This window comes from Mesorhizobium terrae (assembly GCF_008727715.1).
GTDB classification, from domain to species: domain Bacteria; phylum Pseudomonadota; class Alphaproteobacteria; order Rhizobiales; family Rhizobiaceae; genus Mesorhizobium; species Mesorhizobium terrae.
The window spans coordinates 93,182-116,702 of sequence record NZ_CP044218.1; the positions used below are offsets into that span (position 1 = coordinate 93,182).

The 23,521-nt window shown below is 63.8% G+C and carries 24 protein-coding genes; 18 read left to right on the plus strand and 6 right to left on the minus strand.

What is annotated here, in order from left to right; translation table 11 throughout:
- Positions 1–73: 73 nt before the first annotated feature.
- Positions 74–691 (minus strand): LysE family translocator, encoded by a 618-nt coding sequence (locus tag FZF13_RS01935; protein WP_024926496.1) that lies wholly within the window; start codon positions 689–691, stop codon positions 74–76.
- A 211-nt stretch (positions 692–902) separates the two neighbouring features.
- Here FZF13_RS01935 and FZF13_RS01940 point away from each other — a divergent pair, with 211 nt between their 5' ends.
- Positions 903–2,159 carry an Hsp70 family protein gene (locus tag FZF13_RS01940; protein WP_024926495.1) on the plus strand — a complete coding sequence of 419 codons (1,257 nt, stop codon included), beginning with the start codon at positions 903–905 and terminating at the stop codon, positions 2,157–2,159.
- Between the two features lie 28 nt (positions 2,160–2,187).
- Here FZF13_RS01940 and FZF13_RS01945 read toward each other — a convergent pair whose 3' ends face one another.
- From FZF13_RS01945 to hrcA, 3 genes are all read right to left on the minus strand, one after another.
- Positions 2,188–3,528 carry a PQQ-dependent sugar dehydrogenase gene (locus tag FZF13_RS01945; protein WP_024926494.1) on the minus strand — a complete coding sequence of 447 codons (1,341 nt, stop codon included), beginning with the start codon at positions 3,526–3,528 and terminating at the stop codon, positions 2,188–2,190.
- A gap of 91 nt (positions 3,529–3,619) precedes the next feature.
- Positions 3,620–3,814 (minus strand): hypothetical protein, encoded by a 195-nt coding sequence (locus FZF13_RS01950; RefSeq protein WP_024926493.1) that lies wholly within the window; start codon positions 3,812–3,814, stop codon positions 3,620–3,622.
- Positions 3,815–3,845: 31 nt separating this feature from the next.
- Positions 3,846–4,931: a heat-inducible transcriptional repressor HrcA gene (gene hrcA, locus FZF13_RS01955; protein ID WP_036255329.1), complete on the minus strand. Its 1,086-nt coding sequence runs from the start codon at positions 4,929–4,931 to the stop codon at positions 3,846–3,848.
- 145 nt (positions 4,932–5,076) lie between these two features.
- Between hrcA and rph the strand changes: the two genes are divergently transcribed.
- From rph to FZF13_RS01995, 8 genes are all read left to right on the plus strand, one after another.
- Positions 5,077–5,793: a ribonuclease PH gene (rph, locus tag FZF13_RS01960; RefSeq protein WP_024926491.1), complete on the plus strand. Its 717-nt coding sequence runs from the start codon at positions 5,077–5,079 to the stop codon at positions 5,791–5,793.
- 8 nt (positions 5,794–5,801) lie between these two features.
- On the plus strand, positions 5,802–6,212 hold the full coding sequence (locus tag FZF13_RS01965) for a VOC family protein (protein WP_024926490.1): 411 nt from the start codon (positions 5,802–5,804) through the stop codon (positions 6,210–6,212).
- Positions 6,213–6,860 carry an RdgB/HAM1 family non-canonical purine NTP pyrophosphatase gene (rdgB, locus tag FZF13_RS01970; protein WP_024926489.1) on the plus strand — a complete coding sequence of 216 codons (648 nt, stop codon included), beginning with the start codon at positions 6,213–6,215 and terminating at the stop codon, positions 6,858–6,860. It begins immediately after the preceding gene.
- A complete protein-coding gene (gene hemW, locus FZF13_RS01975; RefSeq protein ID WP_024926488.1) occupies positions 6,860–8,017 on the plus strand; it encodes a radical SAM family heme chaperone HemW in 1,158 nt (385 codons plus the stop codon). Before rdgB ends, hemW begins: the two co-directional genes overlap by 1 nt.
- 97 nt (positions 8,018–8,114) lie before the next feature.
- Complete coding sequence (locus FZF13_RS01980; RefSeq protein WP_024926487.1) at positions 8,115–8,552, plus strand: EamA family transporter; 438 nt, start codon at positions 8,115–8,117, stop codon at positions 8,550–8,552.
- Between the two features lie 348 nt (positions 8,553–8,900).
- Positions 8,901–9,803 carry a 16S rRNA (cytidine(1402)-2'-O)-methyltransferase gene (gene rsmI, locus FZF13_RS01985; RefSeq protein WP_024926486.1) on the plus strand — a complete coding sequence of 301 codons (903 nt, stop codon included), beginning with the start codon at positions 8,901–8,903 and terminating at the stop codon, positions 9,801–9,803.
- The gene (locus tag FZF13_RS01990) at positions 9,796–10,173 is read left to right on the plus strand and encodes a YraN family protein (protein WP_024926485.1); all 378 of its coding nucleotides are present in this window, start codon (positions 9,796–9,798) and stop codon (positions 10,171–10,173) included. Before rsmI ends, FZF13_RS01990 begins: the two co-directional genes overlap by 8 nt.
- Before the next feature lie 105 nt (positions 10,174–10,278).
- On the plus strand, positions 10,279–10,509 hold the full coding sequence (locus FZF13_RS01995) for a DUF3297 family protein (RefSeq protein ID WP_024926484.1): 231 nt from the start codon (positions 10,279–10,281) through the stop codon (positions 10,507–10,509).
- A 137-nt stretch (positions 10,510–10,646) separates the two neighbouring features.
- On the opposite strand, the gene FZF13_RS02000 is transcribed toward FZF13_RS01995, so the two are convergent.
- Positions 10,647–10,931, minus strand: coding sequence for an acylphosphatase (locus FZF13_RS02000; RefSeq protein WP_024926483.1), 285 nt, complete (start codon positions 10,929–10,931; stop codon positions 10,647–10,649).
- Positions 10,928–12,295 (minus strand): cytochrome P450, encoded by a 1,368-nt coding sequence (locus tag FZF13_RS02005; protein ID WP_024926482.1) that lies wholly within the window; start codon positions 12,293–12,295, stop codon positions 10,928–10,930. The genes FZF13_RS02000 and FZF13_RS02005 overlap by 4 nt, the downstream gene beginning before the upstream one ends.
- Positions 12,296–12,534: 239 nt before the next feature.
- Here FZF13_RS02005 and gyrB point away from each other — a divergent pair, with 239 nt between their 5' ends.
- From gyrB to FZF13_RS02050, 9 genes are all read left to right on the plus strand, one after another.
- Positions 12,535–15,012: a DNA topoisomerase (ATP-hydrolyzing) subunit B gene (gene gyrB / locus FZF13_RS02010; RefSeq protein ID WP_024926481.1), complete on the plus strand. Its 2,478-nt coding sequence runs from the start codon at positions 12,535–12,537 to the stop codon at positions 15,010–15,012.
- A gap of 175 nt (positions 15,013–15,187) precedes the next feature.
- Positions 15,188–15,907, plus strand: coding sequence for a transglutaminase-like cysteine peptidase (locus FZF13_RS02015; protein ID WP_024927551.1), 720 nt, complete (start codon positions 15,188–15,190; stop codon positions 15,905–15,907).
- Positions 15,908–16,280: 373 nt separating this feature from the next.
- Positions 16,281–17,849, plus strand: a complete 1,569-nt coding sequence (locus FZF13_RS02020) for a phytoene desaturase family protein (protein ID WP_024926478.1) — start codon at positions 16,281–16,283, stop codon at positions 17,847–17,849.
- 61 nt (positions 17,850–17,910) lie between these two features.
- A complete protein-coding gene (locus FZF13_RS02025; protein WP_024926477.1) occupies positions 17,911–18,312 on the plus strand; it encodes a RidA family protein in 402 nt (133 codons plus the stop codon).
- A 56-nt stretch (positions 18,313–18,368) separates the two neighbouring features.
- The gene (locus FZF13_RS02030) at positions 18,369–19,904 is read left to right on the plus strand and encodes an ABC transporter substrate-binding protein (RefSeq protein ID WP_024926476.1); all 1,536 of its coding nucleotides are present in this window, start codon (positions 18,369–18,371) and stop codon (positions 19,902–19,904) included.
- Between the two features lie 52 nt (positions 19,905–19,956).
- Positions 19,957–20,967 carry an ABC transporter permease gene (locus FZF13_RS02035; protein WP_373426393.1) on the plus strand — a complete coding sequence of 337 codons (1,011 nt, stop codon included), beginning with the start codon at positions 19,957–19,959 and terminating at the stop codon, positions 20,965–20,967.
- Entirely contained in the window at positions 20,960–21,811 is an 852-nt protein-coding gene (locus FZF13_RS02040; RefSeq protein WP_024926474.1) for an ABC transporter permease, read from the plus strand. The genes FZF13_RS02035 and FZF13_RS02040 overlap by 8 nt, the downstream gene beginning before the upstream one ends.
- Positions 21,808–22,698: an ABC transporter ATP-binding protein gene (locus FZF13_RS02045; RefSeq protein WP_024926473.1), complete on the plus strand. Its 891-nt coding sequence runs from the start codon at positions 21,808–21,810 to the stop codon at positions 22,696–22,698. Before FZF13_RS02040 ends, FZF13_RS02045 begins: the two co-directional genes overlap by 4 nt.
- Positions 22,691–23,482 (plus strand): ATP-binding cassette domain-containing protein, encoded by a 792-nt coding sequence (locus FZF13_RS02050; protein WP_024926472.1) that lies wholly within the window; start codon positions 22,691–22,693, stop codon positions 23,480–23,482. The genes FZF13_RS02045 and FZF13_RS02050 overlap by 8 nt, the downstream gene beginning before the upstream one ends.
- Positions 23,483–23,521: the final 39 nt, after the last annotated feature.

The following is a 23,521-nucleotide window of genomic DNA, read 5'->3' on the forward strand; positions in this document are numbered from 1 at the left end:
CTGAAAACCGCATCGCTTCGGAAGAATTTTTCTTGGAAAACGCTGTTTCAGGTTCGATTTTGCCGAAACACCCTTATGGACGGGCGGCGATCGCTGCCGCGGCGCCAACCATGAAGCCGGCGGCTGTACGGTTCAACACCTTGAGCGCGCGCGGCGAGCGCAGGAACCAGCGCGCCTTGGCGGCGAGCGCCAGGTAGGGCACGAGGACCACCAGAAGCACACATGCGGTGATGGCGGCGAGGATGCCGTAATCGGCGAAGGTCAGCGACTTCAGGTCGACGATGGTCGGCGTGATGGCGAGGTAGAAGATCATCGTCTTCGGATTGCCCAGCGTGACGGTGAGACCGGCCAGCACGGAGGGCAGGAACCCGTCCCGGCCACGCCTGGCTTCAATGGTCTCCGGGGTGATGCCAGCGGTCCAGAAACACCAGCCGAGATAGGCGAGATAGAGCACGCCGAGCCATTTGATGACCAGGAACACCATGCCGAAGCTCTGCGCCACCAGTGCCAGGCCCAGCACCACGGCGGTCAGATAGGTGAGATCGCCGAGCACGAGACCAAGCGACATGGCCAGCGACGAACGAAAGCCGGAGCCCAGCGCCCGCGCCACCAAGGCGGTTACGCCTGGGCCGGGAATGGCGGCGGCCACGGCGAGCGCGGCGGAATAGGCAAGAAATCCGGCAAGGGTCATGGTCGAGCCTCGGCAGCGATTGGCGACCGCTTCTATCGCACGAACCGGCCGCTGCTGAAAATGCGCGGATGCTGGTCCAGCCGGTCAATTTTCAGGGAAGATGGCAGGAAAGCCATCGACATTCGCCGCCCGGTCCTGTAGGCGCACGGTCCCGCCGCGACCCTGCCCGACAGGACCGCGCCCTTTCACGCTCAACATTCAGGACGAGACGATGCGACCGGCTTTCGGCGGCATAGACTTCGGCACTTCCAATTCCACCGTCGGCGTGATCGAGAACGGCCGCCCGCGGCTGGTGGCGCTCGAAAGCGGCAGCGCGACGCTGCCGTCGGCGATCTTCTTCAATTTCGAGGATGGCGGTGCGCTGTTCGGCCGCAATGCCATCGGCAACTATACCGACGGCGTCGAGGGACGGCTGATGCGGGCGCTGAAAAGCGTGCTGGGATCCTCGCTGGTGCATGAGAAGACGCGCATCAAGGCGCGCTCCATCGCCTTCACCGACATCATCGGCATGTTCATTGCCCATCTGAAAACGCAGTTGGACAACCACAACGACCAGGCCGTGGAAAACGTGGTGCTGGGGCGGCCAGTGCGCTTCGTCGACGAGGACGATACCGCCGACGCGGCCGCGCAAAGCGAGTTGGAAAAGGCGGCGCGCAAGCAGGGCTTCAAGCATATCGACTTCCAGTTCGAGCCGATTGCGGCAGCACTTGACTATGAACATACGGTCAGCCGCGAAGAACTGGCGCTGATCGTCGACATGGGCGGCGGCACCTCGGACTTTTCCATCGTGCGCGTGTCACCAGAGCGCGCCACCGCCAACGACCGCAAGGACGACATCCTCGCCAATCGCGGCATTCACATCGGCGGCACGGATTTCGACCGGCTGCTCAGCATCGCCCATGTGATGCCGCAGCTCGGCTATTTGACCCAGACCAAGGACGGCAAGCGCAACCTGCCCGCCGGCTATTTCATCGACCTCGCCACCTGGCAGCGCATCAACCTGCTCTATACGCCGAAGGCGATGCTTGATCTGCGCCAGATCCGCTACGAGGCAGCCCAGCCCGACCTTGTCGACCGGCTGATCGAAGTGGTCGAGCATCGTTTCGGCCATGCGCTCGCCGGCCGCGTTGAAAAGGCCAAGATCGAGCTGACCGACGCCGAACAGGCCAACATCGACGTGGACCTGCCCGGCGCGACATTTACCGCCAGCCTGACAAAACAAGGGCTGGAACAGACGATCCGCACCGAGATAGGCCGGGTGACGGACACCGTCGCCGAGACACTGAGGCAGGCCGGCATACGCCCAGAAGACATCACCGCCGTGTTCCTAACCGGCGGCTCGACTGCCATCCCGCTGGCGCGGCGCAGCATCCTGGCGCTGGTGCCGCAGGCCAAGGTCGTGCAGGGCGATGCCTTCGGCTCGGTGGGCTTGGGCCTGGCGCTCGACGCGCAGCGCAAATTCGGCTGATACCCGGTAGACGTCCTTCCCGAGGCGCTTACTTCTGGCCGTTATAGGTGACGCGCCAGATGGTGCCGCTGGCATCCTCGGTGACGATCAGCGAGCCGTCGCCCGCGACGGCCACGCCGACGGGCCTGCCCCAGACGGCGTCGTCGGAGATGACGAAGCCGGTCATGAAGTCTTCGTACTCGCCGGTCGGCTTGCCATCCTTGAAGAGGAGCCGCACCACCTTGTAGCCGGTGCGCAGGGCACGGTTCCATGACCCGTGCAGGGCGACGAAGGCATCTCCCTTGTATGCCGCCGGAAACTGATCGCCTTCGTAAAAGGCGATGCCGAGCGGCGCCGAATGCGGCTGGATGAGCACGTCCGGCACAGTCACCTTGCCGGCAAGGTCGGGCCGCGCGCCGGCATGGCGCGGATCCTGATGATCGCCGATGTAATACCAGGGCCAGCCATAGAAGGCGCCTTCCTTCACCGACGTCGCATATTCGAAGGGCAGGTTGTCGCCCAGCGCGTCGCGTTCGTTGACGACACACCAAGGTTCGCCGGTGGCCGGTTGCACAGCAAGCCCCGAACAGTTGCGCAGGCCGGTGGCTACTGTGCGGCGGTTCTTGCCGTCGGCATCGAAGGCGAAGACCGCGGCGCGGCCTTGCTCGTCGCCCCAGGGGGCACCCAAGACCTGGGTTCGTGTCCAGCCTTCCAGCCCGCCCTTCGGCGCCTTGGCGTCGCCCTCGGCGACATTGGAGGCGGAGCCGACGGAGAGATAAAGCACCTTGCCGTCCGGCGAGAAGGCGATGTCGCGGGTCCAGTGGCCGCCGGTCGGGATGTCCTTGATCACGGCCTGCGGCGGCCCGGAGGCTTCAAGATCGCCCGGCTTGTAGGGAAAGCGCACGACCGAACCGGTGTTGGCGACATAAACCCATTCGGGTTTTTCGGGTGGGTAGAAAGCGATGCCATAGGGCGCCCGCAGGCCCTTGGCGAAGATTTCCGATTGTGCCGGCTGACCTGCCGTCGCCGCGAGGCGGTAAGTGCGGATCTGGTTGGTGCTGCTGTCGGCGACGAAAATGTCGCCATTGGGAGCGACGCGCACCACGCGCGGATTGCGCAGGCCGGACGCGACCAGTTCGGCGGAAAAACCCGGCGGCAGGGTCGGCTTGGCATTTTCAGGTCGTTCCACCTCCTCCGCGCCATTGCCGGCGGATTCGGTCGCGAATGGCTTCGGCAAATCCTGTGGCGCAAACAGGCGGCGCACGCCCGGCCGGTCGTCGCGCCAGCCGCCAAAGGCAGCCTCGCCCTTGAGAACGCCGGTTTCTTGGGCGAAGGCGGAACAGGCCGGCAAGGCCAGCAACAGAGCGAGCGCATTCGCGATACGGTTCACGCCATCCCCCTTTTCGCGTCACCCATTGCGTCTTGGGCACGAACATAGGGAGGCGACCGGCCAGCCACCACACCAGGAATGGGCTTGTGGGTCAGGTCTTCATCACGAAGCCGGCATCGAGCTGTTTTTCCAGCTCGACGAGATCGTCCGGCAGCGGCAGGCCAAGCGCGCGCAGTTCCGACAGCTTTTCGCGCAGCTGTTCCTGCACTTCGTGCTCGTCTTCCGGCTGGTTGACCATTTCCTGCAGAAGCAGGCTGATGCGAGCCTGGATTTCTTCCAACGCCATGGCGTTCCCTCCTTGGCTGGCGGCGACTGTCTCAGCGCAGCATGCGCGAAATCAGCTGCGCCGTATAGTCGACCATCGGAACGATGCGCGCATAGTTCAGCCGTGTGGGGCCGATGACGCCCAGTGCGCCGACGATGCGGGCATCCTTGTCGCGATAGGGCGCCACGACCAGCGACGAGCCCGACAGCGAGAACAGCTTGTTCTCGGAACCGATGAATATGCGGACCCCGGAGCCCTCTTCCGCCAGATCAAGCAGCTGGATCAGCCCGTCCTTGGTTTCGAGGTCTTCGAACAAATGTTTCAGAAGCTCGATGTCGGCCTGGGCGGTGACGTTTTCGAGCAGATTGGCGCGGCCGCGCACGATCAGGCGCGCCGGCAGGCCGCTTTCGGTGCCGGCCCAGACGGCGAGCCCTTTTTCGACCAGATCCTGCGACAGCGTGTCGAGGGCGGCGCGGGTTTCCTCCTTCAGGCGCGCGATCTCGCCGCGCGCCTCGGCGAGTGTCCGGCCGCGGATATGCGCGTTGAGGAAGTTGGACGCCTCGTGCAATTGCGACAGCGTCGTGCCGGCCGGCAGGTCGATGACACGGTTCTCGACATCGCCGCCTTGCGAGACCAGCACCGCCAGCGCCCGGCCCGGCTCCAGTTGGATGAACTCGATGTGCTTGAGCGCCGCCTCGTTCTTCGCGGTGAGCACCAGCCCGGCGCCACGCGAAACACCCGACAGCATCTGGCTCGCCTCGGTCAGCATGTGTTCGAGCGACATGCCGTTGCCGCCAGCCTTCACCTGCGTCTCGATGCTGCGACGTTCCTCGTCGGTCAGATCGCCAAACTCCAGGAGAGCGTCGACGAAGAAGCGCAGGCCGGCCTGCGTCGGCAGACGCCCGGCCGAGACATGCGGCGCATAGATGAGGCCGAGATGCTCGAGATCGCTCATCACGTTGCGGATGGTGGCCGGCGACAGCGACGACGGCAGGATGCGCGACAGCGAGCGCGAGCCGACCGGCTCGCCGTCCCTCAGGTAGGAATCGACGATACGGCGAAATATGTCGCGCGAACGGATGTCGAGCGACTGGAACGCAGGCGATTGCAATGTCGGGTCGACGATCGGCTTGGTCATCGGCAATAGGACCTCCGGGACTTACGATATAGATCGGAGCCGGGGCCGCGCAAGCAACCCGTTTTCCTTTGCGCCTCGCCCCCTATTGCAGTTACAAGCCGGCCACGAGTCCCCAAACCACAAGAAACAAGAAGAAAGACGTTCCATGCGCCCCTCCAAACGCCAGCCAGACGAAATGCGCGCCATCTCCTTCGAGCGCGGCGTTTCCAAACACGCCGAAGGCTCCTGCCTGGTGAAGTTCGGCGACACACATGTGCTGTGCACGGCGAGCCTGGAAGAGAAGGTGCCGGGCTGGATGCGCAATTCCGGCAAGGGCTGGGTGACGGCGGAATACGGCATGCTGCCGCGCTCGACGGGCGAACGCATGCGCCGCGAAGCCTCGGCCGGCAAGCAAGGCGGCCGTACGCTGGAAATCCAGCGCCTGATCGGCCGCTCGCTGCGCGCCGTGGTCGATTTACAGGCGCTCGGCGAAGTACAGATCACCGTCGATTGCGACGTCATCCAGGCCGACGGCGGCACCCGCACCGCTTCGATCACCGGCGGTTGGGTAGCGCTGTATGACTGCCTGCGCTGGATGGAAGCGCGGCAGATGGTGAAGCTGGACAAGGTGTTGAAGGACCATGTCGCGGCGATCTCTTGCGGCATCCATGACGGCCAGCCGGTCATCGACCTCGACTATCTGGAAGACTCGTCGGCCGGCACCGACGCCAATTTTGTCATGACCGGCAAGGGCGGCATCGTCGAAATCCAGGGCACTGCCGAGGGCGAGCCCTTTTCCGAGGAGCAGTTCGCGGCACTGATGGGATTGGCCAAGAAAGGCATTGGCCGCCTTGTGTCGCTGCAGCAGATGGCGGTGGCTTGAGGCGAGCCATGCAGCCTGCCGCCATCCTTGAATCCGCGCTCTACGTCACCGATCTGGAGGCGGCGGAAACGTTCTATGCCGACATTCTCGGCCTGGAGCAGATCGGCAAGGTGGCAGGCCGCCATGTGTTTTTCCGCTGCGGCCAAGGCGTGCTTCTGCTGTTCAACGCGGAAGCGACCAGACATACGCCGGCGCCCGATGCCCGCCTGCCGGTGCCGCCGCATGGCACCGTCGGCCCGGGTCATCTGTGCTTCTCGGCGACGCCTGAGGAACTGGACCGCTGGAAGACACGTCTGGCATCGCATGGCGTGGCCATCGAGGCCGAGTTCGAATGGCCGCAGGGCGGCCGCTCCATCTATCTGCGCGACCCTTCCGGTAATTCGCTGGAATTCGCCGAACCGAAAATCTGGAAGCTTTAGATGCATTCGCTCGATGGAAAGAAGATCGTCGTTGCCAGCCACAATGCCGGCAAGCTTAAGGAATTCGCCGACCTGATGGGTCCATTCGGCTTCGAGGCGAAGTCCGCCAAGGAATACGGCTTGCCGGAACCCGACGAGACCGGCACGACGTTTGAGGAAAACGCCTATATCAAGGCCTTCGCCGCCGCCCAGGCGACCGGCCTGCCGGCGCTGTCGGACGATTCCGGCCTGTGCGTCGACGCGCTCGACGGCGCGCCCGGCGTCTACACCGCCAACTGGGCGGAAAAGCCCGACGGCAGCCGCGATTTCGGCATGGCGATGCAGAAGACCGAGGATGCACTGCAGAAAGTGGGTGCCGGCGAAGCGGCACAGCGCAAGGGGCGTTTCGTCGCCGTCATCTGCCTTGCCTTCCCCGACGGCCAGGCCGAATATTACCGCGGCGAGGCCCACGGCACCCTGGTGTGGCCGCCGCGCGGCGAAAAAGGCTTCGGCTACGACCCGGTGTTCCGTCCAGAGGGCTATGACCAGACTTTCGGCGAGATGACGGCAGAACAGAAGCATGGCTGGAAACCCGGCCAGCCGGACGCGCTTTCGCATCGCGCCCGGGCCTTCCAGAAATTCGCGCGAGCAAGGCTGGGCTCGGCCTGATGCTGCTTGATCGGTCGCCCGGCTTCGGCGTCTACATCCACTGGCCGTTCTGCGCGGCGAAGTGCCCCTATTGCGACTTCAACAGCCATGTCCGCCACCAACCGGTGGACCAGGAACGTTTCGCCAGCGCCTTCCAGCAGGAATTGGCGACGATGCGCGAACGCACCGGCCCGCGCGAAGTGACCTCGATCTTCCTCGGCGGCGGTACGCCTTCGCTGATGAAGCCGGAAACCGTCGGCGCGGTGCTGGATGCCGTCGCCAGGAACTGGACTGTTCCAGGCGGCATCGAGGTGACGCTGGAGGCCAACCCCTCATCCGTCGAGGCCGAGCGTTTTCGCGGCTATCGCGCGGCGGGCGTCAACCGCGTTTCGCTGGGCGTGCAGGCGTTGAACGACCGCGACCTGAAGTTCCTCGGCCGGCTGCACAATGTGGACGAGGCCCTGCATGCGATCGGGCTCGCCCGCGAAATCTTCCCGCGGCTTTCCTTCGACCTGATTTATGCCCGTCCCGGCCAGACACCGGAAGCCTGGGCGGCGGAGCTGAAAGAGGCAATCGGCTATGCCGCCGACCACTTGTCGCTTTACCAGCTCACCATCGAGGAAGGCACGCCGTTCTACGCGCTGCATGCGGCGAAGAAATTCGAAATCCCCAACGGCGAACACGCCGCCGACCTTTATCAGTTGACGCAGGAGATCACAGCCGCCCATGGCTTGCCAGCCTACGAGATTTCCAACCACGCCCGCCCGGGCGCGGAGAGCCGGCACAATCTGACCTACTGGCGCTATGGCGAATATGTCGGCGTCGGCCCCGGCGCCCATGGCCGTTTCGTCGAGAAGGGCACACGGGTGGTGACGGTGGCGGAAAAGGTGCCGGAAACCTGGCTCAACCTCGTCGAAGCCAAGGGGCATGGCGTGACCGGCGGCGAGGTGCTGACCCGTTCGGAAGAAGCCGACGAGTTCCTGCTGATGGGGCTGAGGCTTGCCGAAGGCATCGACCTTGCCCGCTACGAGCAATATTCAGGTCGCGCCCTGCCCTCTGCCCGCCTGTCGATCCTGCAGGAAGAAGGGCTGGTCGCATCCATCGGCAATTCGCGGCTGCGCGCCACACCGGCCGGCATGATCGTGCTGGACGCGGTGGTGGCCGATCTCGCCAGATAGCGCCGCCGCCGCTTTTCCATTGTGTCTCTTGCGCTAGTGCTTCGGATGCGGTCAGCATCGGCAAACCCTCCCGCAAATCGCTCCAGGAGCCAGCCCGATGAATTCCGCTCTCTCTTCCTGGCAATTCTGGGCGCTGTCGTCAGCGGCCTTCGCCGCGCTGACGGCGATCTTCGCCAAGGTCGGCATCGAGAACATCAATTCCGACTTCGCCACCCTCATTCGCACCGTCGTTATTCTCCTGGTGCTGGCGGCCATCGTCATGGCCACGGGCCAGGCGCAGGCACTCGGCTCGATTTCGACCAGGACCTATGCTTTCCTCGTCCTGTCGGGACTGGCGACGGGCGCTTCCTGGCTGTGCTACTTCCGCGCTCTGAAGCTTGGGCAGGCGGCGCAGGTCGCGCCGGTCGACAAGTTAAGCGTGGTGCTTGTGGCTGTCTTTGGCGCCGCGTTTCTGGGCGAGCGCCTCTCCGCCACGAACTGGCTTGGCGTCGTCCTTATCGCGACGGGCGCGGTTCTGGTCGCCTATCGGATGTGACGGCAACGCCTCGCGGGCCGCGCGGGTTTCCAGCCTGGTTATGCAAATATCGAAGCGATTGGCCATCGTGGGATCACTGCTCCGTCAAAAAGGGGGATGTTGGGGACGCATCAACCTCGTCGGACACAAGGCGGCGCCGTTTCCAGCCGGCCAATCAGGAATGCAGAGGGCGTCCCGCAGCCGGGTCCGGCAACGTCCTGAGTGCGAAGGTGCTGCATCATACCTTCCGAGAATCACCCGCAAATCCGCCGCTGTCTGTGTCCTGCCTCACTGTGGCAAAGGCATGGCAATGACAGCGCTTTTGCAACGCAAGGCGTGCCGTGCCAAACAGGGCCAACGGAGGGCACGATGAGCGCCGATGCGGCAAAAAGAACTTATGTGATCGGGCAGACGGAAATTGCCGTCCGGCCGTTGCAGCCCGCGCTGTACCTGGTGGCGACGCCGATCGGCAATCTTGCCGACATCACGCTGCGTGCCCTGGAAACACTGGCAGCCGCCGACCTTGTCGCTTGCGAGGACACACGCGTTTCGCGCGTGTTGCTCGAACGCTACGGCATACGCCGCCGCACCACCGCCTATCACGAACACAATGCCGCCGAGGCCGGGCCGAAACTGATCGCCGCGCTCGAAGGCGGACAAAGCGTCGCGCTGATTTCGGACGCCGGCACCCCGCTGGTGTCCGATCCCGGCTATCGGCTGGTGGGAGAAGCGATCGAGCGCGGCATCCGCGTCGTGCCGATCCCCGGACCGTCGGCTCCGCTGGCAGCGCTAACCGCCTCCGGCCTGCCATCCGACACCTTCCTGTTCGCCGGTTTCCTGCCGTCCAAGGCCGGGCAGCGGCAGACGCGGCTCGAGGAACTGCTGGCGGTGCCGGCGACGCTGATCTTCTTCGAATCGCCGCGCCGGCTGGCGGAAACACTTGGCGCCATGGCGAAGGTTTTGGGCGCCGCACGTCCCGCCGCGATCGGGCGGGAACTGACCAAGACGTTCGAGGAGATGCGGCCGGGCACGCTCGGCGCGCTTGCCGCACATTATGCCGAGGCCGACACGCCGAAAGGCGAGATCGTCATCTGCGTCGGTCCGCCGCTGCAACGGACCGAGGGGCCGGCGGATATCGACCGGCTGCTTTTGTCGCTGAGCGCGGAAATGCCCACCTCGAAGGCGGCGGCCGAGGCCGCGAAGATGACGGGCGGCCAGAAACAAGCCCTGTATCGCCGGCTGCTGGAATTGAAGGACGCCGGCGGTGGCTGACGCCACGACCGCGAAACGACGCAAATCCTACCGCCGCGGCCATCGCGGGGAGTGGCTGGCGGCAGCGGCGCTGATGCTCAAAGGCTATCGCATCCTCGCGCGCCGCCATCGCACAAAACTCGGCGAGATCGACCTGATCGCTCGGCGTGGCGATCTGGTGTTGATCGTCGAGGTCAAGGCACGGCGGACACTAACCGAGGCTATGGAGGCGGTTTCGAGCGGTTCCGAGCGCCGGATAGAGGGTGCCGCCGATCTGTGGCTGTCGCGCCAGCCGGATTTCGGCAAGCTCTCCATCCGTTTCGACATGGTCGCCGTACTGCCCTGGCGCTGGCCGGTGCATGTCGAGAACATCTTTCAAGGGCGTGACTAGCCCCAGGTCTTTACCCTGATGGCAAATGCCCTTAACAGCGCTTTCCAAATTTGACCTTGCGCGTCCGCGCCTTCGCGCACGCACCTTGTGCCATTGGAGAACCCTATGACCTTTCCCGACAGGCTGAGCAACGACCCGCGCAGCCCCTATTTCGACGCGGAAGTGCTGGAGCGTGGCGTCGGCATCCTGTTCAACGGTCGCGAACGCGAGGATGTCAGCGAATATTGCGTCAGCGAAGGCTGGATCCGCGCCCCGGCCGGCAAATCCAAGGACCGTTTCGGTCAGCCGATCACCATCAAGCTCAAAGGCACGGTCGAGCCGTTCCCGAAGCCTTGAGCGCATCAGAGCGCCGCGCGTCCGTTCGGACGCGCAAAGGACGCTCTAACACTTTGAATTTGCGCATCGTGCTTACCGAAAATCGGAATCGATTTTCGGTAAGCACGATGCGCTAGACGGCGGATTGGTTCATCCGGTCAATGGGTGATCTTGAAATCCACCGGCCGGCTGGGCAGATCAGCCGGCGCCGCCTCGATATTTCCGACCTCAGCGCCGGGCGGCCCCCGCCGAAACGCGTCCAGCATTGCGGCCACCGCTTCGTCGGAGCCGACGATCAGAGCTCGGACCGAACCGTCGGGCTCGTTGCGCACCCAGCCCTTGATGCCGAGCCGCACGGCCTCTTCCAAAGTCCAGTAGCGAAAACCGACACCCTGCACGCGCCCGGTGACATGCACCAGAACAGCCGCGCCGGCAGCGCTCATCGCCTTGTCACTCGCATTGGCAGACCGCCCTGCGGTTGCGTGGTCAACTTCTGCACCGGCCATGGTTTCGTCTCGGCCACGGTGTCGAAGCGGAAACGCGAGAGCAGGATGGCGAGAGCGATGATCGCCTCCTGCATGGCGAAGGAGGCGCCGATGCAGACGCGCGGACCGGCGCCGAAGGGCAGATACTGGAAACGGTCGATGCGGTCGCGGTTGGCGGGATGGAAGCGCTCCGGCAGGAAGGCGTCCGGCCTGTCCCATAGTTTGCGATGGCGGTGCACCACCCAGGGCATGACCAGAACGGCGGCGCGCGGCGGGATGTAAAGCCCGTTGAAGGTTTCCGGTTCGATCGGCTCGCGGTTGATCGACGGCGCCGGCGGATAGAGCCTGAGCGCCTCCTCGAAGACGGCACGGGTCAACGGCATCAGGTCCAGCCATTTGGTCGGATCCGGCTCATGCGCCAGCACGGCATCGATCTCGGCCTCGACCGGCTCGCGCTCCCACGGCGCCTCGGCTAGGCAATAAAGCGTCCAGCCCAAGGCCCTTGCGGTGGTCTCGTGGCCGGCGCCGATGAAGGTGATGATGTTGTCCTCGACCTCGGCGCGGGTCAGCCCGTCCGGCCCCTCCGCCTTGAGCAGCAGTGTGAGAAAATCTTGCGGCGCGCCGTCCGGGTCGCGTTTCAGGCGCTGTTCACGCATGGCGACGGTGTTGGTGACGATGTTGCGGAAGTAGGCCAGCGCCTTGCGGCCGCGGATGCGGGTCAGGCGCGGCAGCCAGTCCGGCGCGCGCAGAAGGTCGAGTGGGTCGACCCTGCCCATCGTCTCGAACAGCCGGTCGATCTCCTTGGCGAAGCTGCCCGGCTCGCCGGCGATCTCGCCGGAAAACAGCGTCTCGGCCAGGATGTCGTAGGTCAGCATGGTCATGTCGTGAGCGATATCGCTGACCACACCGTCCTGATAGCGCTCGACGAACTCGACCGTGCGTTTCAGCATCGGCGCGGCGAAGCCGAATATGTGGCGCGGCGTGAACACCGGTGCCATCGCCTTGCGCGAACGCTTCCACACCTCGCCCTCCGCGGTGAGCAGGCCATCGCGCAGGATGGGGCGCAGGATCTTCTGGCGCACCGTCGCCATCTTGTAGTTTCTGGCATTGTCGACCAGCACGTGGCGGATCAAGGCCGGGTCGTTGGCGACGACCAGCGGCCCGCCGATGCCGTTCACCGAAATCCACGGCTCGTTGTAGGAAGGCTCGCCCCACAGCTCCAGCGGATTGCGGTAGACGATGCGCATCATCTCCAACGTCGAAGGCGGCACGGTGCGCGGCTTCGGCGCCGGCGGAACGAAGGGGGCGGGCTTTGTGTCCATCAAGGTCTTCCGCTGCTGTATTCAATGTAGTGAGCCCGGAAAGCGGCGTCCATGCGGCCGATCGACGAGCGCGGCTGCGGCTTCGATCCCGACCTCGGCCGATACCGATGTTTTCCCCGCCCAAAGGCCCGGCAAACCTTGGAAAAACCGCCTTTTGCTCCTATATCTCTCTATTCGGGACGAGCACGATTCGGGCGCTTCCTGCGCCTTCAAGAACGGTATCGAACAAACAGGTTTTCATGAGCGATCAGAGCGAAAACGCCAACGGCGGCAGCGCCGAGTATGGCGCCGATTCCATCAAGGTTCTCAAGGGCCTGGACGCCGTGCGCAAGCGGCCTGGCATGTATATCGGCGACACCGACGACGGTTCGGGCCTGCACCACATGGTCTATGAGGTGGTGGACAACGCCATCGACGAGGCGCTTGCCGGCCATGCCGACCTGGTGACGGTGACGCTCAATCCCGACGGCTCCTGCACCGTGATCGACAATGGTCGCGGCATTCCAACCGACCTGCACCCCACCGAAGGCGTTTCGGCGGCCGAGGTCATCATGACCCAGCTGCATGCCGGCGGTAAGTTCGACCAGAACTCCTACAAGGTATCCGGTGGCCTGCACGGCGTCGGCGTTTCGGTGGTCAATGCGTTGTCGGTGTGGCTGCGCATCAAGGTCCGCCGCGATGGCAAGATCCACGAAATGAGCTTCACCCATGGCGATGCCGATGCACCGCTGAAGGTGACGGGTACCTATCAGCAGGAAATGGTCGCCGGCACCTATGAAGGCCGCAACGGTTCGGAAATCACCTTCCTGCCCTCCTCCGACACGTTCAAGGGCGTGACCGAGTTCGATTACGGTACACTGGAACACCGGCTGCGCGAACTGGCCTTCCTGAATTCGGGCGTGCGCATTATCCTGGCCGACAAGCGCCATGCCGACGTCAAGATCCAGGAACTGCATTATGAAGGCGGCCTGGAAGAGTTCGTCAAATATCTCGATCGTTCCAAGAAGCCGCTGATCGAGAAGCCGATCGCCATCAGGAACGAACGCGACGGCATCACGGTGGAAGTCGCCATGTGGTGGAACGACAGCTACCACGAGAACGTGCTGGCTTTCACCAACAACATCCCGCAGCGCGACGGCGGCACCCATCTGGCCGGTTTCCGCGGAGCCTTGACCAGGCAAGTCACCGGCTATGCCGATACGTCCGGCCTGACCAAGAAGGAAAAGGTGACGCTGACCGGCGACGACTGCCGCGAAGGACTTACCGCCGTTCTGTCGGTGAAAGTGCCGGACCCGAAATTCTCCTCGCAGACCAAGGACAAGCTGGTGTCGTCGGAAGTGCGGCCGGTGGTGGAAAGCCTGGTCAACGAAGCGCTCGGCACATGGCTGGAAGAACATCCTTCCGATGCCAAGACGCTGATCGGCAAGGTGGTGGAAGCCGCCGCCGCGCGCGAGGCCGCACGCAAGGCGCGCGAGCTCACCCGCCGCAAGGGCGTGCTCGACATCACCTCGCTGCCCGGCAAACTGGCGGACTGCCAAGAGCGCGACCCGGCCAAATCCGAAATCTTCATCGTCGAGGGTGACTCGGCGGGCGGATCGGCCAAGAGCGGTCGCTCGCGCCAGAACCAGGCGATCCTGCCGCTGCGCGGCAAGATCCTGAACGTGGAGCGCGCCCGCTTCGACCGGATGCTGTCGTCGGACATGATCGGCACGCTGATCACCGCGCTCGGCACCTCGATCGGCAAGGACGAATTCAACGCCGACAAGCTGCGCTACCACAAGATCATCATCATGTCGGACGCCGACGTCGACGGCGCCCACATCCGTACCCTGCTGCTCACCTTCTTCTTCCGGCAGATGCCGGAACTGATCGAGCGCGGCCATCTCTATATCGCGCAGCCTCCGCTCTATAAGGTGAGCCGTGGCAAGAGCTCGCAATACATCAAGAACGAAAGCGCTTTCGAGGACTTCCTGATTTCCTCCGGCCTCGAAGACGCCTCGCTCACCCTGTCGTCGGGCGAAGTGCGCACCGGCCAAGACCTCGCTTCCGCTGTTACCGATGCGCTTGGCGTGCGCCAGCTGATCAACGGACTGCATACACGCTACAACCGTGCCGCCGTGGAGCAGACGGCGATCGCCGGCGGCCTCAACCCGGCTGTGTTCAACGATCTTGGCCGCGCCAACGCGATGGCCGAGACGATCGCCAAGCGCCTTGACGCAATCGCCGAGGACACCGAGCGCGGCTGGCTAGGCCGTACCGCCACCTCCAATGACGAGCTGGGCGGTTATCTGTTCGAGCGCACCGTGCGTGGCGTGCGCGAGGTGGTGCAACTCGACATGGGGCTGATCAATTCGGCCGATGCGCGCCAGCTCGACCGTTACGCCACCCGCCTCGCGGAGGTCTATGCCGAGCCGCCGCTGCTGCGCCGCCGCGAGGCCTCGGAGGCGATAGCCGGCCCGCTCGCCCTGCTCGACGCCGTCTTCGCGGCCGGCAGGAAGGGGCTGACCATGCAGCGCTACAAAGGTCTTGGCGAAATGAATGCCGAGCAGCTTTGGGAAACGACGCTCGATCCGAACGTCCGCTCGCTGCTGCAGGTCAAGGTCACCGACGCGACCGACGCGGACTCGCTGTTCGCCCGACTGATGGGCGACGAGGTAGAGCCGCGCCGCGAGTTCATCCAGGAGAACGCGCTGAGCGTCGCCAATCTGGATATCTAGGGGCTGCGCCGCGACGCATCGGATGCTCGGTAGGCTGCGGTAACATGATCGTTGCGCAGCCTATCTTCATAGGGACGCCTATCGTTAACCTTTTATTAAACATTTAGTTGACCCGGGCCGCCATCATCGCGTTAGCTAAGGCTGACAATGGTGTCGTTGCGTGGCGGTGACGGTGATGTTGCGTGGGTTTGTGGTTGGCGCCTTTTTGGCGCTGCTTGGCGGAGTTACGTCAACGAGCGCCGGGCCTGTCGGATCGCAAGGCGGCAAGGACGCCTATATTCTATCCTTCGATCGATACGTGAAAGACTTCCAGACGGCGTCGGCCCGCAGCATGGTCGTCGGCTCTGCGAGCTTCGCCGCCACCGGCGGCAAAACCAGTGTTCCCTATGGCTGGATGGATTTCTGCGGGCGGCGACCGGAAGAGTGCAAGGTTCCGTCCCTGCCGGCGAAGAGCCTGAAGCTGACGCGCGAAACCTGGAACGAGCTCGATCGCATCAACCGGCAGGTGAACGGATTTATCGTCCCAGAGGGCAATCTCGAACATTGGGGCACGCGACTGGATCACTGGGATTACCCCGTCGACGGCAAGGGCGATTGCAAGATCTACGCGCTCTTCAAGCGCAAGCTGCTTCTCGACGCTGGATTTCCGCGCCAGGCGCTGCTGATGACGATCGTGCACGACCTGAACGGAGAAGGTCACACCATTCTCACGGTAAAGACGGACCGGGGCGAATTCGTTCTCGACAACCTCGCCGACGTCGTGCGGCCGTGGGATGCGACGGGCTATTATTTCGTCAAGCGCCAGTCGCAGCAGAACCCGAACATCTGGCTGTCGATCAACCTGCGTGGCAATGCGGCCGTGGCCGCCGAGAAACACCGCCAGTTGACGAACTGATCGGGCTCCCCTTCAAGCCTCGTACGCCGCTTCCTGCGGCCGTAGGACGTCACCGCGACTACCTCTCACGGCCAGCAGGCCGATAACTCGCGGCCAAATCGGGCCGGCAAAGGTCGCCCCAATATCACCTTGCTTGCGGGCAGTAGCGAACGGTTTTCCCCGGCGAACGGCACCTCCTTGTTAAAACGGATCTCCTTCTTCGGGGAGATCCGCCGAGAACCGATGGCCAAGCTCGGTCGCTTTCGCCAGACCACGCCTTTCCGGATCTTGTCGGCCACCCGCCCGGCAATCCCGGTCCACCGGTTTTTCCCGAAAATCAGGCTGGACGAGATTACTTGCATATGCAAATATTGTTTTAAGGGTGAACTAATTCATGACCAAATATGACGCCATTCTCATTGGCGCGGGGCACAACGCACTTGCCTGTGCCGCTCATCTCGCCAAGCGCGGCTGGAAGGTTGGTCTGTTCGAAGCAGCCGATCTCCCGGGAGGCGCAGTCAAGACGCTCGAACTGACCGAGCCTGGCTTTCGCCATGACCTCGCGGCGATGAACCTCAGCCTGTTCGCGGGCTCGGCCTTCAACCGGACCTATGGCGCGGAACTGACCCGGCTGGGACTGGAATTCGCCCCTGTGCAGGATTGTTTCGCCTCGGTCTTTCCCGATGGCCGCTGGCTCGGCGTCTCCACCGACCCTGCCGCTACCACGGCGCGTATCCGGGCCTTTTCGACGCGCGACGCCGAGACCTGGGAAGGTCTGATCAAGGCGTTTCCGGCACGCGCCGAGCGACTGTTCTCCATTCTCGGCGCGCCCATGAAAAAGCGTGCACTTGCACGTATCCTGTTCACGCTGCTGCGACGGGACGGACTTTCGGGCACGCTCGATCTGGGGCGCTTCCTGCTGTCCTCCCCACGAGCCTGGTTGGACGAGACTTTCGAGAGTTCCGAGGTCAAGGCGTTGCTGGGCGCCTGGGGCATGCATCTGGATTTTGCTCCCGATATCGCCGGCGGCGCCGTCTTCCCCTACCTCGAAGGCATGGCCAACCAGAACTTCGGCATGGTGCTGGGCAAGGGCGGAGCGGACACCATCGTCAAGGCGCTCGCCGCCATGGTCGAGACGCATGGCGGCACCATCGAATGCAACGCCCGCGTCGAGCAATTGGTGGTCGAAGGCGGCCGCGCCGTCGGCGTGGTCCTGGCTGACGGGCGCCGCATCGAGGCCAGCCGCGCCGTCGTCGCAACCATTTCGCCGCGCGCCCTGGCCGGGCTGCTGCCACAAGGGTCCGGCAATGCCCGTTTCGATCGCAAAGTGCGTGAATTCCGGCATGCACCCGGCACGATGATGATCCACCTAGCGGTGGACTCGCTGCCGGACTGGGCGGACCCGGCGCTACAACGTTTCGCCTATGTGCATGTCGCACCTTCGCTCGACGTGATGGCGCGAGCCTATCAGGAAGCGCAGGCCGGGCTTCTACCCGCGGAGCCGGTGGTCGTGGTTGGGCAGCCGACGGCGATCGACCCCAGCCGCGCACCGGACGGAAAACACGTTCTGTGGCTGCAGACGCGCGTCGTGCCGGCCGAGATCAAGGGCGATGCCGCGGGCATCATCACGGACCGCGACTGGGAAACGGTGCGGGAAGCCTACGCCGACCGGGCGATCTCGATCATCGAGCGCTATGCACCTGGGCTCTCGGCAAAGATTATCAAACGTACAGTCATGAGCCCGCTGGATCTCGAACGCGGCAATGCCAATCTGGTCGGCGGCGACCAGATCTGCGGTAGCCATCATCTCGCGCAGAATTTCCTTTTCCGCCCGGCTCCCGGCTTTGCCGACTGGAGCACGCCGGTGCGTAATTTCCACCTGGCGGGCGCGGCAACCTGGCCCGGCGCCGGCGTCGGCGCGGGTTCGGGTTTCCTTCTCGCCAAACAGCTGGCCGGCGGCTGACGGCGACTAGCAACAAAAAGGCCCGCTGTTTGAGGCGGGTTCAAGAGGCAGGAGGAACAATATGAAGCGCAAGGCAATCAACCCGGACAGCATGTATCAATCGCTGCCGTTCGGCTTCTCTCATGCCGTGGAGCAGAACAGCGGACGCACCCTGCATTTGGCCGGCCAAGTCGCCTGGAACAGCGCCGGCGAGCTCGTCGGCCCTGGCGATCTTGCCACGCAGGCACGCCAGGCGCTGGCCAATCTCAAGGCCGTGCTGGCGGAAGTGGGCGCCATGCCCGCCGATGTCGTTCGGCTGAGGACCTATGTCGTCAACCATACGCCCGACAAACTCGGCCCGATCACGGCCGAGATCGCAGCCTTCTTTGGCGACGCCGCGCCGGCAGCCAACACCTTGATTGGCGTCCAGACACTCGCAATGCCGGAATTTCTCATCGAGATCGAAGCCACCGCAGCACTCTAGTTGCGCGGCATCGACCGCCTCACGTCACAACGATCAAAACAATGGGGAACACAAACATGAACGGACATCCAAATCGACGCACCCTGCTTAAATTGGCCGGCGCTGGCGTAGCAGCGGCGAGCCTGACGCTGCCTGGCAAAGTGTTTGCCGCGGGCAAGGACGAACTGACCATCGCCTACAACGTCAACCTGCCCTCGTGGGACCCGACGGTCGGCCCATCGGCGGTGAACCCGACGATCCAGGGTTTCTACCAGTCCGTCTTCGACATGTTCATTCACCAGAAGCCGGATCTCAGCTTCGCGCCGGGCCTGATCACCGAATGGGGCTGGAACGAAGACCGCACGAAAATCTTCCTGACCGTGCGCGAAGGCGTCAAATGGCATGATGGCAGTCCCTTCACCGCTGAAGACGTCGCCTGGTCGCTGGAACGGGCCGGCAAAGCCGAAACGGGAAATCCGATCCAGTTCGTCTGGTCGACTGTCGGGAACTTCAAGGTCAATGGCAACCGGATCGAGGCCGATGTGCTGCGGTTCGACCCGACCATCTTCAAATGGATGTCGTTCCTGACCGGCTACGTGCTTCCCAAGGCCTATTATGAAAAGGTCGGCGCCGCCGGTTTCGAGCAGAAGCCGATCGGCACCGGCCCCTATATGGTCGAGCGCTATGAACGCAACGCCTTTGTGCGATTGAAGGCCAATCCCAACTACTGGAACGGCAAGCCGGACTTCGACACCGTCACCATCAAATTCGTCACCGACGCCGCCAGCCGCGTCGCCGAGATCGAATCCGGCAATTCCGACGTCACGCTGGAAATCCCTTACGAGGAGTATGACCGGCTGATTGCCGGCAAGCTCAAGGGCTCCTGCGAGACGGTGTCCGACATCGCTATGATCTTCATTTCCGATGTCGATCCGATGCTGGACAAGAATGTGCGCCTTGCCGCCATCCACGCCGTCGACAAGCAGCTTCTGATCGACCGCCTGCTGCGTGGCTACGGCGTGCCGCTGGCAACGCTCGATACGCCGGAATATGCGGCCTACGATGCCTCGATCAAGGTCACGCACGATGCCGAACTGGCCAAGAAATTGCTGGCCGCCTCCGGCTATTCGCCGGAAAAGCCGGTCAAGTTCAAGATCCAGACAACGCGCGGCTTCAAGCCGAAAGACTACGAGATGATCCAGGCGATCGTCGGCATGTGGCGCAAGGTCGGTATCGAGGCGGAGATCGAGGTTTACGAGATCGCCCAGCACTACGAGCTGCGGGCCGCCCACAAGCTGGCACCTGCCGCCTTCTATAATTGGGGCAACTCCGTCGGCGACCCGACCACCTCGACCGGCTTCGCCATGTTCAACAAGAGCCCGCACTCGGGCTGGCATGGCCAGGCGCTGAGCGATCGCATCGGACCGCTGTGGGGCGAGAAGGACGAGGCCAAGCGCATCCAGGGCTGGAAGGATGTCGACCGCTACATCGCCGAGGAAGGGCTGGTGCTGCCGCTTCTGCAATTCGCGCAGCCCATCGTCCACCGCGACGGCCTGGTGGTGACGCCGCACAAGTCCGGCGCGCTGCTGCCGCATCTCATCCGCCGCGCCTGAGCGTGGAACACTGCTGGCCGGGCTTCCGCGCGGCCAGCAGCACAATCCAATCATGATGCTCGTTCGCGTTACCCTCTCCCGGCTCTTGACCACGCTGATCACCCTGTTCGGCGTGGCGGTGATCGTTTTTGTCGTCATCCGCGTGGTGCCCGGCAACCCCATCGCCATGATGCTGCCGCCCGGCGCGTCCGAAGCCGATATCGACCGATTGAAGACACTCTACGGTCTCGACAAATCCATCATCGAGCAATTCGCCATATGGCTTGGTAACGTGCTGCATGGCGATTTCGGCACTTCGATCTCGACACGCCAGCCGGTGTTGTCGCTGGTGCTCGACCGGTTGCCGGCGACACTCGAACTGTCGCTCATGGCACTCGTTATCGCAGTGGTCATCGGAGGGACACTGGCGATCGTCGGCACGCGCCTGCGCGGCCGCAAGGCGGAGGTCGGCATCGATGTCGCCAACGGCATCGGCCTGTCCGTGCCCGACTTCCTGTGGGGGCTGGCGCTGATCCTGCTGTTCGGCGTGTTGTGGCCGATCTTCCAGATTTCGGGCCGAGTCTCGCCCAGACTGGAGCTGCCCTTTACCAGCCAATTCTACCTGTTCGAGAGCATCTTGCGTTTGCGCTTCGACATCACTGCGGACCTGCTCGGCCACATGTTCATGCCGGCACTGGCACTGGCGCTGCCGCTGGCGGCGATCATCTCGCAATTGCTCAAGCAATCGCTCAAGGAAACCGTCAATCTCGACTATTCCGTGCTTGCCCGCACCAAGGGTTACTCGGAAACAAAGGTGATCCTGTCGGAAGCCCTGCCGAACTCGATCCTGCCAACGCTAACACTGGTCGGCGTGCAATTCACCTTCCTCATCGGCGGCACCGTTATCATCGAGCGGCTGTTTTCCTATGAGGGATTGGGCAACATGGCGATCGACGCGGTCATCAACCGCGACCTGCCGCTGATCCAGGGCATCGTCATTCTGTTCGCCATTTTGTTCACCTTCATCAACCTCGCCGTGGACATGACATACGCTTTTCTGAACCCGAAGCTGCGCCATGCTTGACGGTCGCGGTTCGGTACGCCGGCGCACCGGCGCAAGGCTCTGGCTCTCCGGCACGTGGCTGACACTGTTCGTGCTTGCGGCCATATTCGCACCGCTGATCAGTCCACATGACCCGCTGGCGCAGGACCTGATGCTGGGTCGCCTGCCGCCGGCCTGGATGTCCGGTGCCGAGCCGGGCTTCTGGTTAGGCACCGACAGCCTTGGTCGCGATGTGCTGTCGCGCATCATCCATGGCGCGCGTGTTGCACTCATCGTCGCCCTGGTGGCCGGTACGGTCACCTGCCTGATCGGTTCCGCGCTCGGCCTCCTCGCCGGCTTCTATCGCGGCTGGGCCGATCGGGTGATCAGCCGGCTGGTCGACATCTGGATGGCATTTCCACCGGTTCTGTTCGCCATTCTCCTGATTGCCGTGCTGGGCACTGGCCTGACCTCGGTCATCCTCGCCATCGTCATCATCGACTGGACACGGTTCTGCCGGGTGGTGCGGGCCGAAACGCTGAACCAGTCGAAGATGGATTATGTGCACAGCGCCAAGGTGGCGGGCTTCACCAGGCTACGGACACTGGTCGCCGAGATCCTGCCCAACGTGCTGCCGACCATCGTGGCGCTGCTGACCCTGGAAATGGGCATCGCCGTCATCGTCGAAGCGATCCTGTCCTTCGTCAACCTGTCGATCTCCACCGACCAGCCGACCTGGGGTGGCATGATCGCCGAGGGCCGCACCAGTATCTACCAGGCGTGGTGGGTGCTGGTGTTCCCGCTGATCGCGCTGTTCCTGACGGTGCTTTCGTTCGCGCAACTCGGCGAAGGCCTGCGCGAGCGCTTCGACCCGGTGCTGCGATGAGCACTTTCCTGGAGATACGCGGACTTTCCGCCCGCCTGCGCGGCACCGAGCAACGACTGCTCCGCTCGGTCGACATCGCATTGCCCGCCGCGACCGTGCGCGGTCTGGTGGGCGAAAGCGGCGCCGGCAAGAGCATGATCGGCAAGGCGGTGCTTGGCATTTTGCCCAAGGCTGTCGAGATCATCGAGGGCGAGATTCTGCTGGATGGACAGGATCTGCAGAAGGTTTCTCCGGCCGAACGGCGGCGGCTGATCGGTGCCAAGGCGGCGCTGATCCCGCAGGACCCGTTGACGGCGCTCAACCCGGTCCGGCGCATCGGCCCGCAGATCACCGACCGACTGGTCGATATCCTTGGCTGGACCAGGGCAGATGCCACGAACCGCGCCTTGGAAATGCTGGCGGAAGTGCGGATTCCCGAGCCAGAGCGCACCATGCGCCTCTACCCGCACGAACTGTCGGGCGGCATGCGCCAGCGCATCCTGATCGCTTCCGCCTTTGCCGCCGAACCGAAGCTGATCATCGCCGACGAACCGACGACGGCGCTGGACGTGACCGTGCAGAAGCAGATTCTCAAGCTGATCGGCGAGTTGCAGGTGCGCCACGGCACGGCCCTGCTTTTCGTTACCCACGACCTCGGCGTCGTCGCCAAGACATGCGACACGCTTTCGGTGCTCTATGCCGGCAAGGTGGTGGAGGACACCACAACCGAGCGTTTCTTCGCCGCTCCGCAACACCCCTATTCTTCCGCATTGCTTGCGGCGACGCCTCGCCATACCGATCCCTCCTCGTCGCTGACACCGGTACCGCCCGGCGTGCTCGATGTGGTCGCTGCCGAAGTCGCGGCAAGCGACGCGACGTGGCGCTCGTCGAGGAGCGCCCATGCCTGACAATATCTTCGAGATTTCGGATCTTCGCGTCGATGTCGCCGACATGACACGCAAACCGCTGTTCGGTCCGGCACCCAGGCTGGAAATCCTGAAGGGGCTAACCTTCGACATTCCGCGCGGGGCGATCCTCGGCATTGTCGGCGGTTCGGGCTCCGGCAAGACGACGCTTGGGCGCACGCTGGTGCGGCTGGCCGAACCAAGCAGCGGCCAACTGCGGTTCGATGGACGCGACATCAGTCAATTGTCCGACGCCGAACTCAGGCCGATCAGGCCGCGCATCCAGATGATCTTCCAGGACCCGATGTCGTCGCTCAACCCACGACTGACGATCGGCCGCATCATTGCCGCGCCCCTGCGCGCGAAGGCCGGCGACAAGCGTGTCGCGGAGGCGCTTGAGCAGGTCGGACTGCCTGCCCATTTCGCCCGGCGCTACCCGCATGAACTGTCTGGCGGCCAGCGCCAGCGCGTCGGCATAGCGCGCGCCATCGCGATGCGGCCCGACTTCATCCTGGCCGACGAGATCGTGTCAGGCCTCGACGTGTCGTCGCAGGCGCAGGTGTTGATGCTGTTGGAAGAACTGGTGAAGGCTCTTGGGCTGACGCTCGCCTTCATCAGCCACGATCTCTCCGTCATCCGCCGCCTTTGCAGCCGGGTGATCGTGCTGAGCTCCGGTGAAATCGTCGAGGACGCGGCGACGACCGAACTGTTCGAGCGGCCCCAACACGCCTATACCCGCGAGCTGCTCGACGCCATCCCGACGCCCGATCCAACCACTCGATGGTAAGCCGGTCCCGTCAGGTCGCCATTCGTTTGGACCGGCACT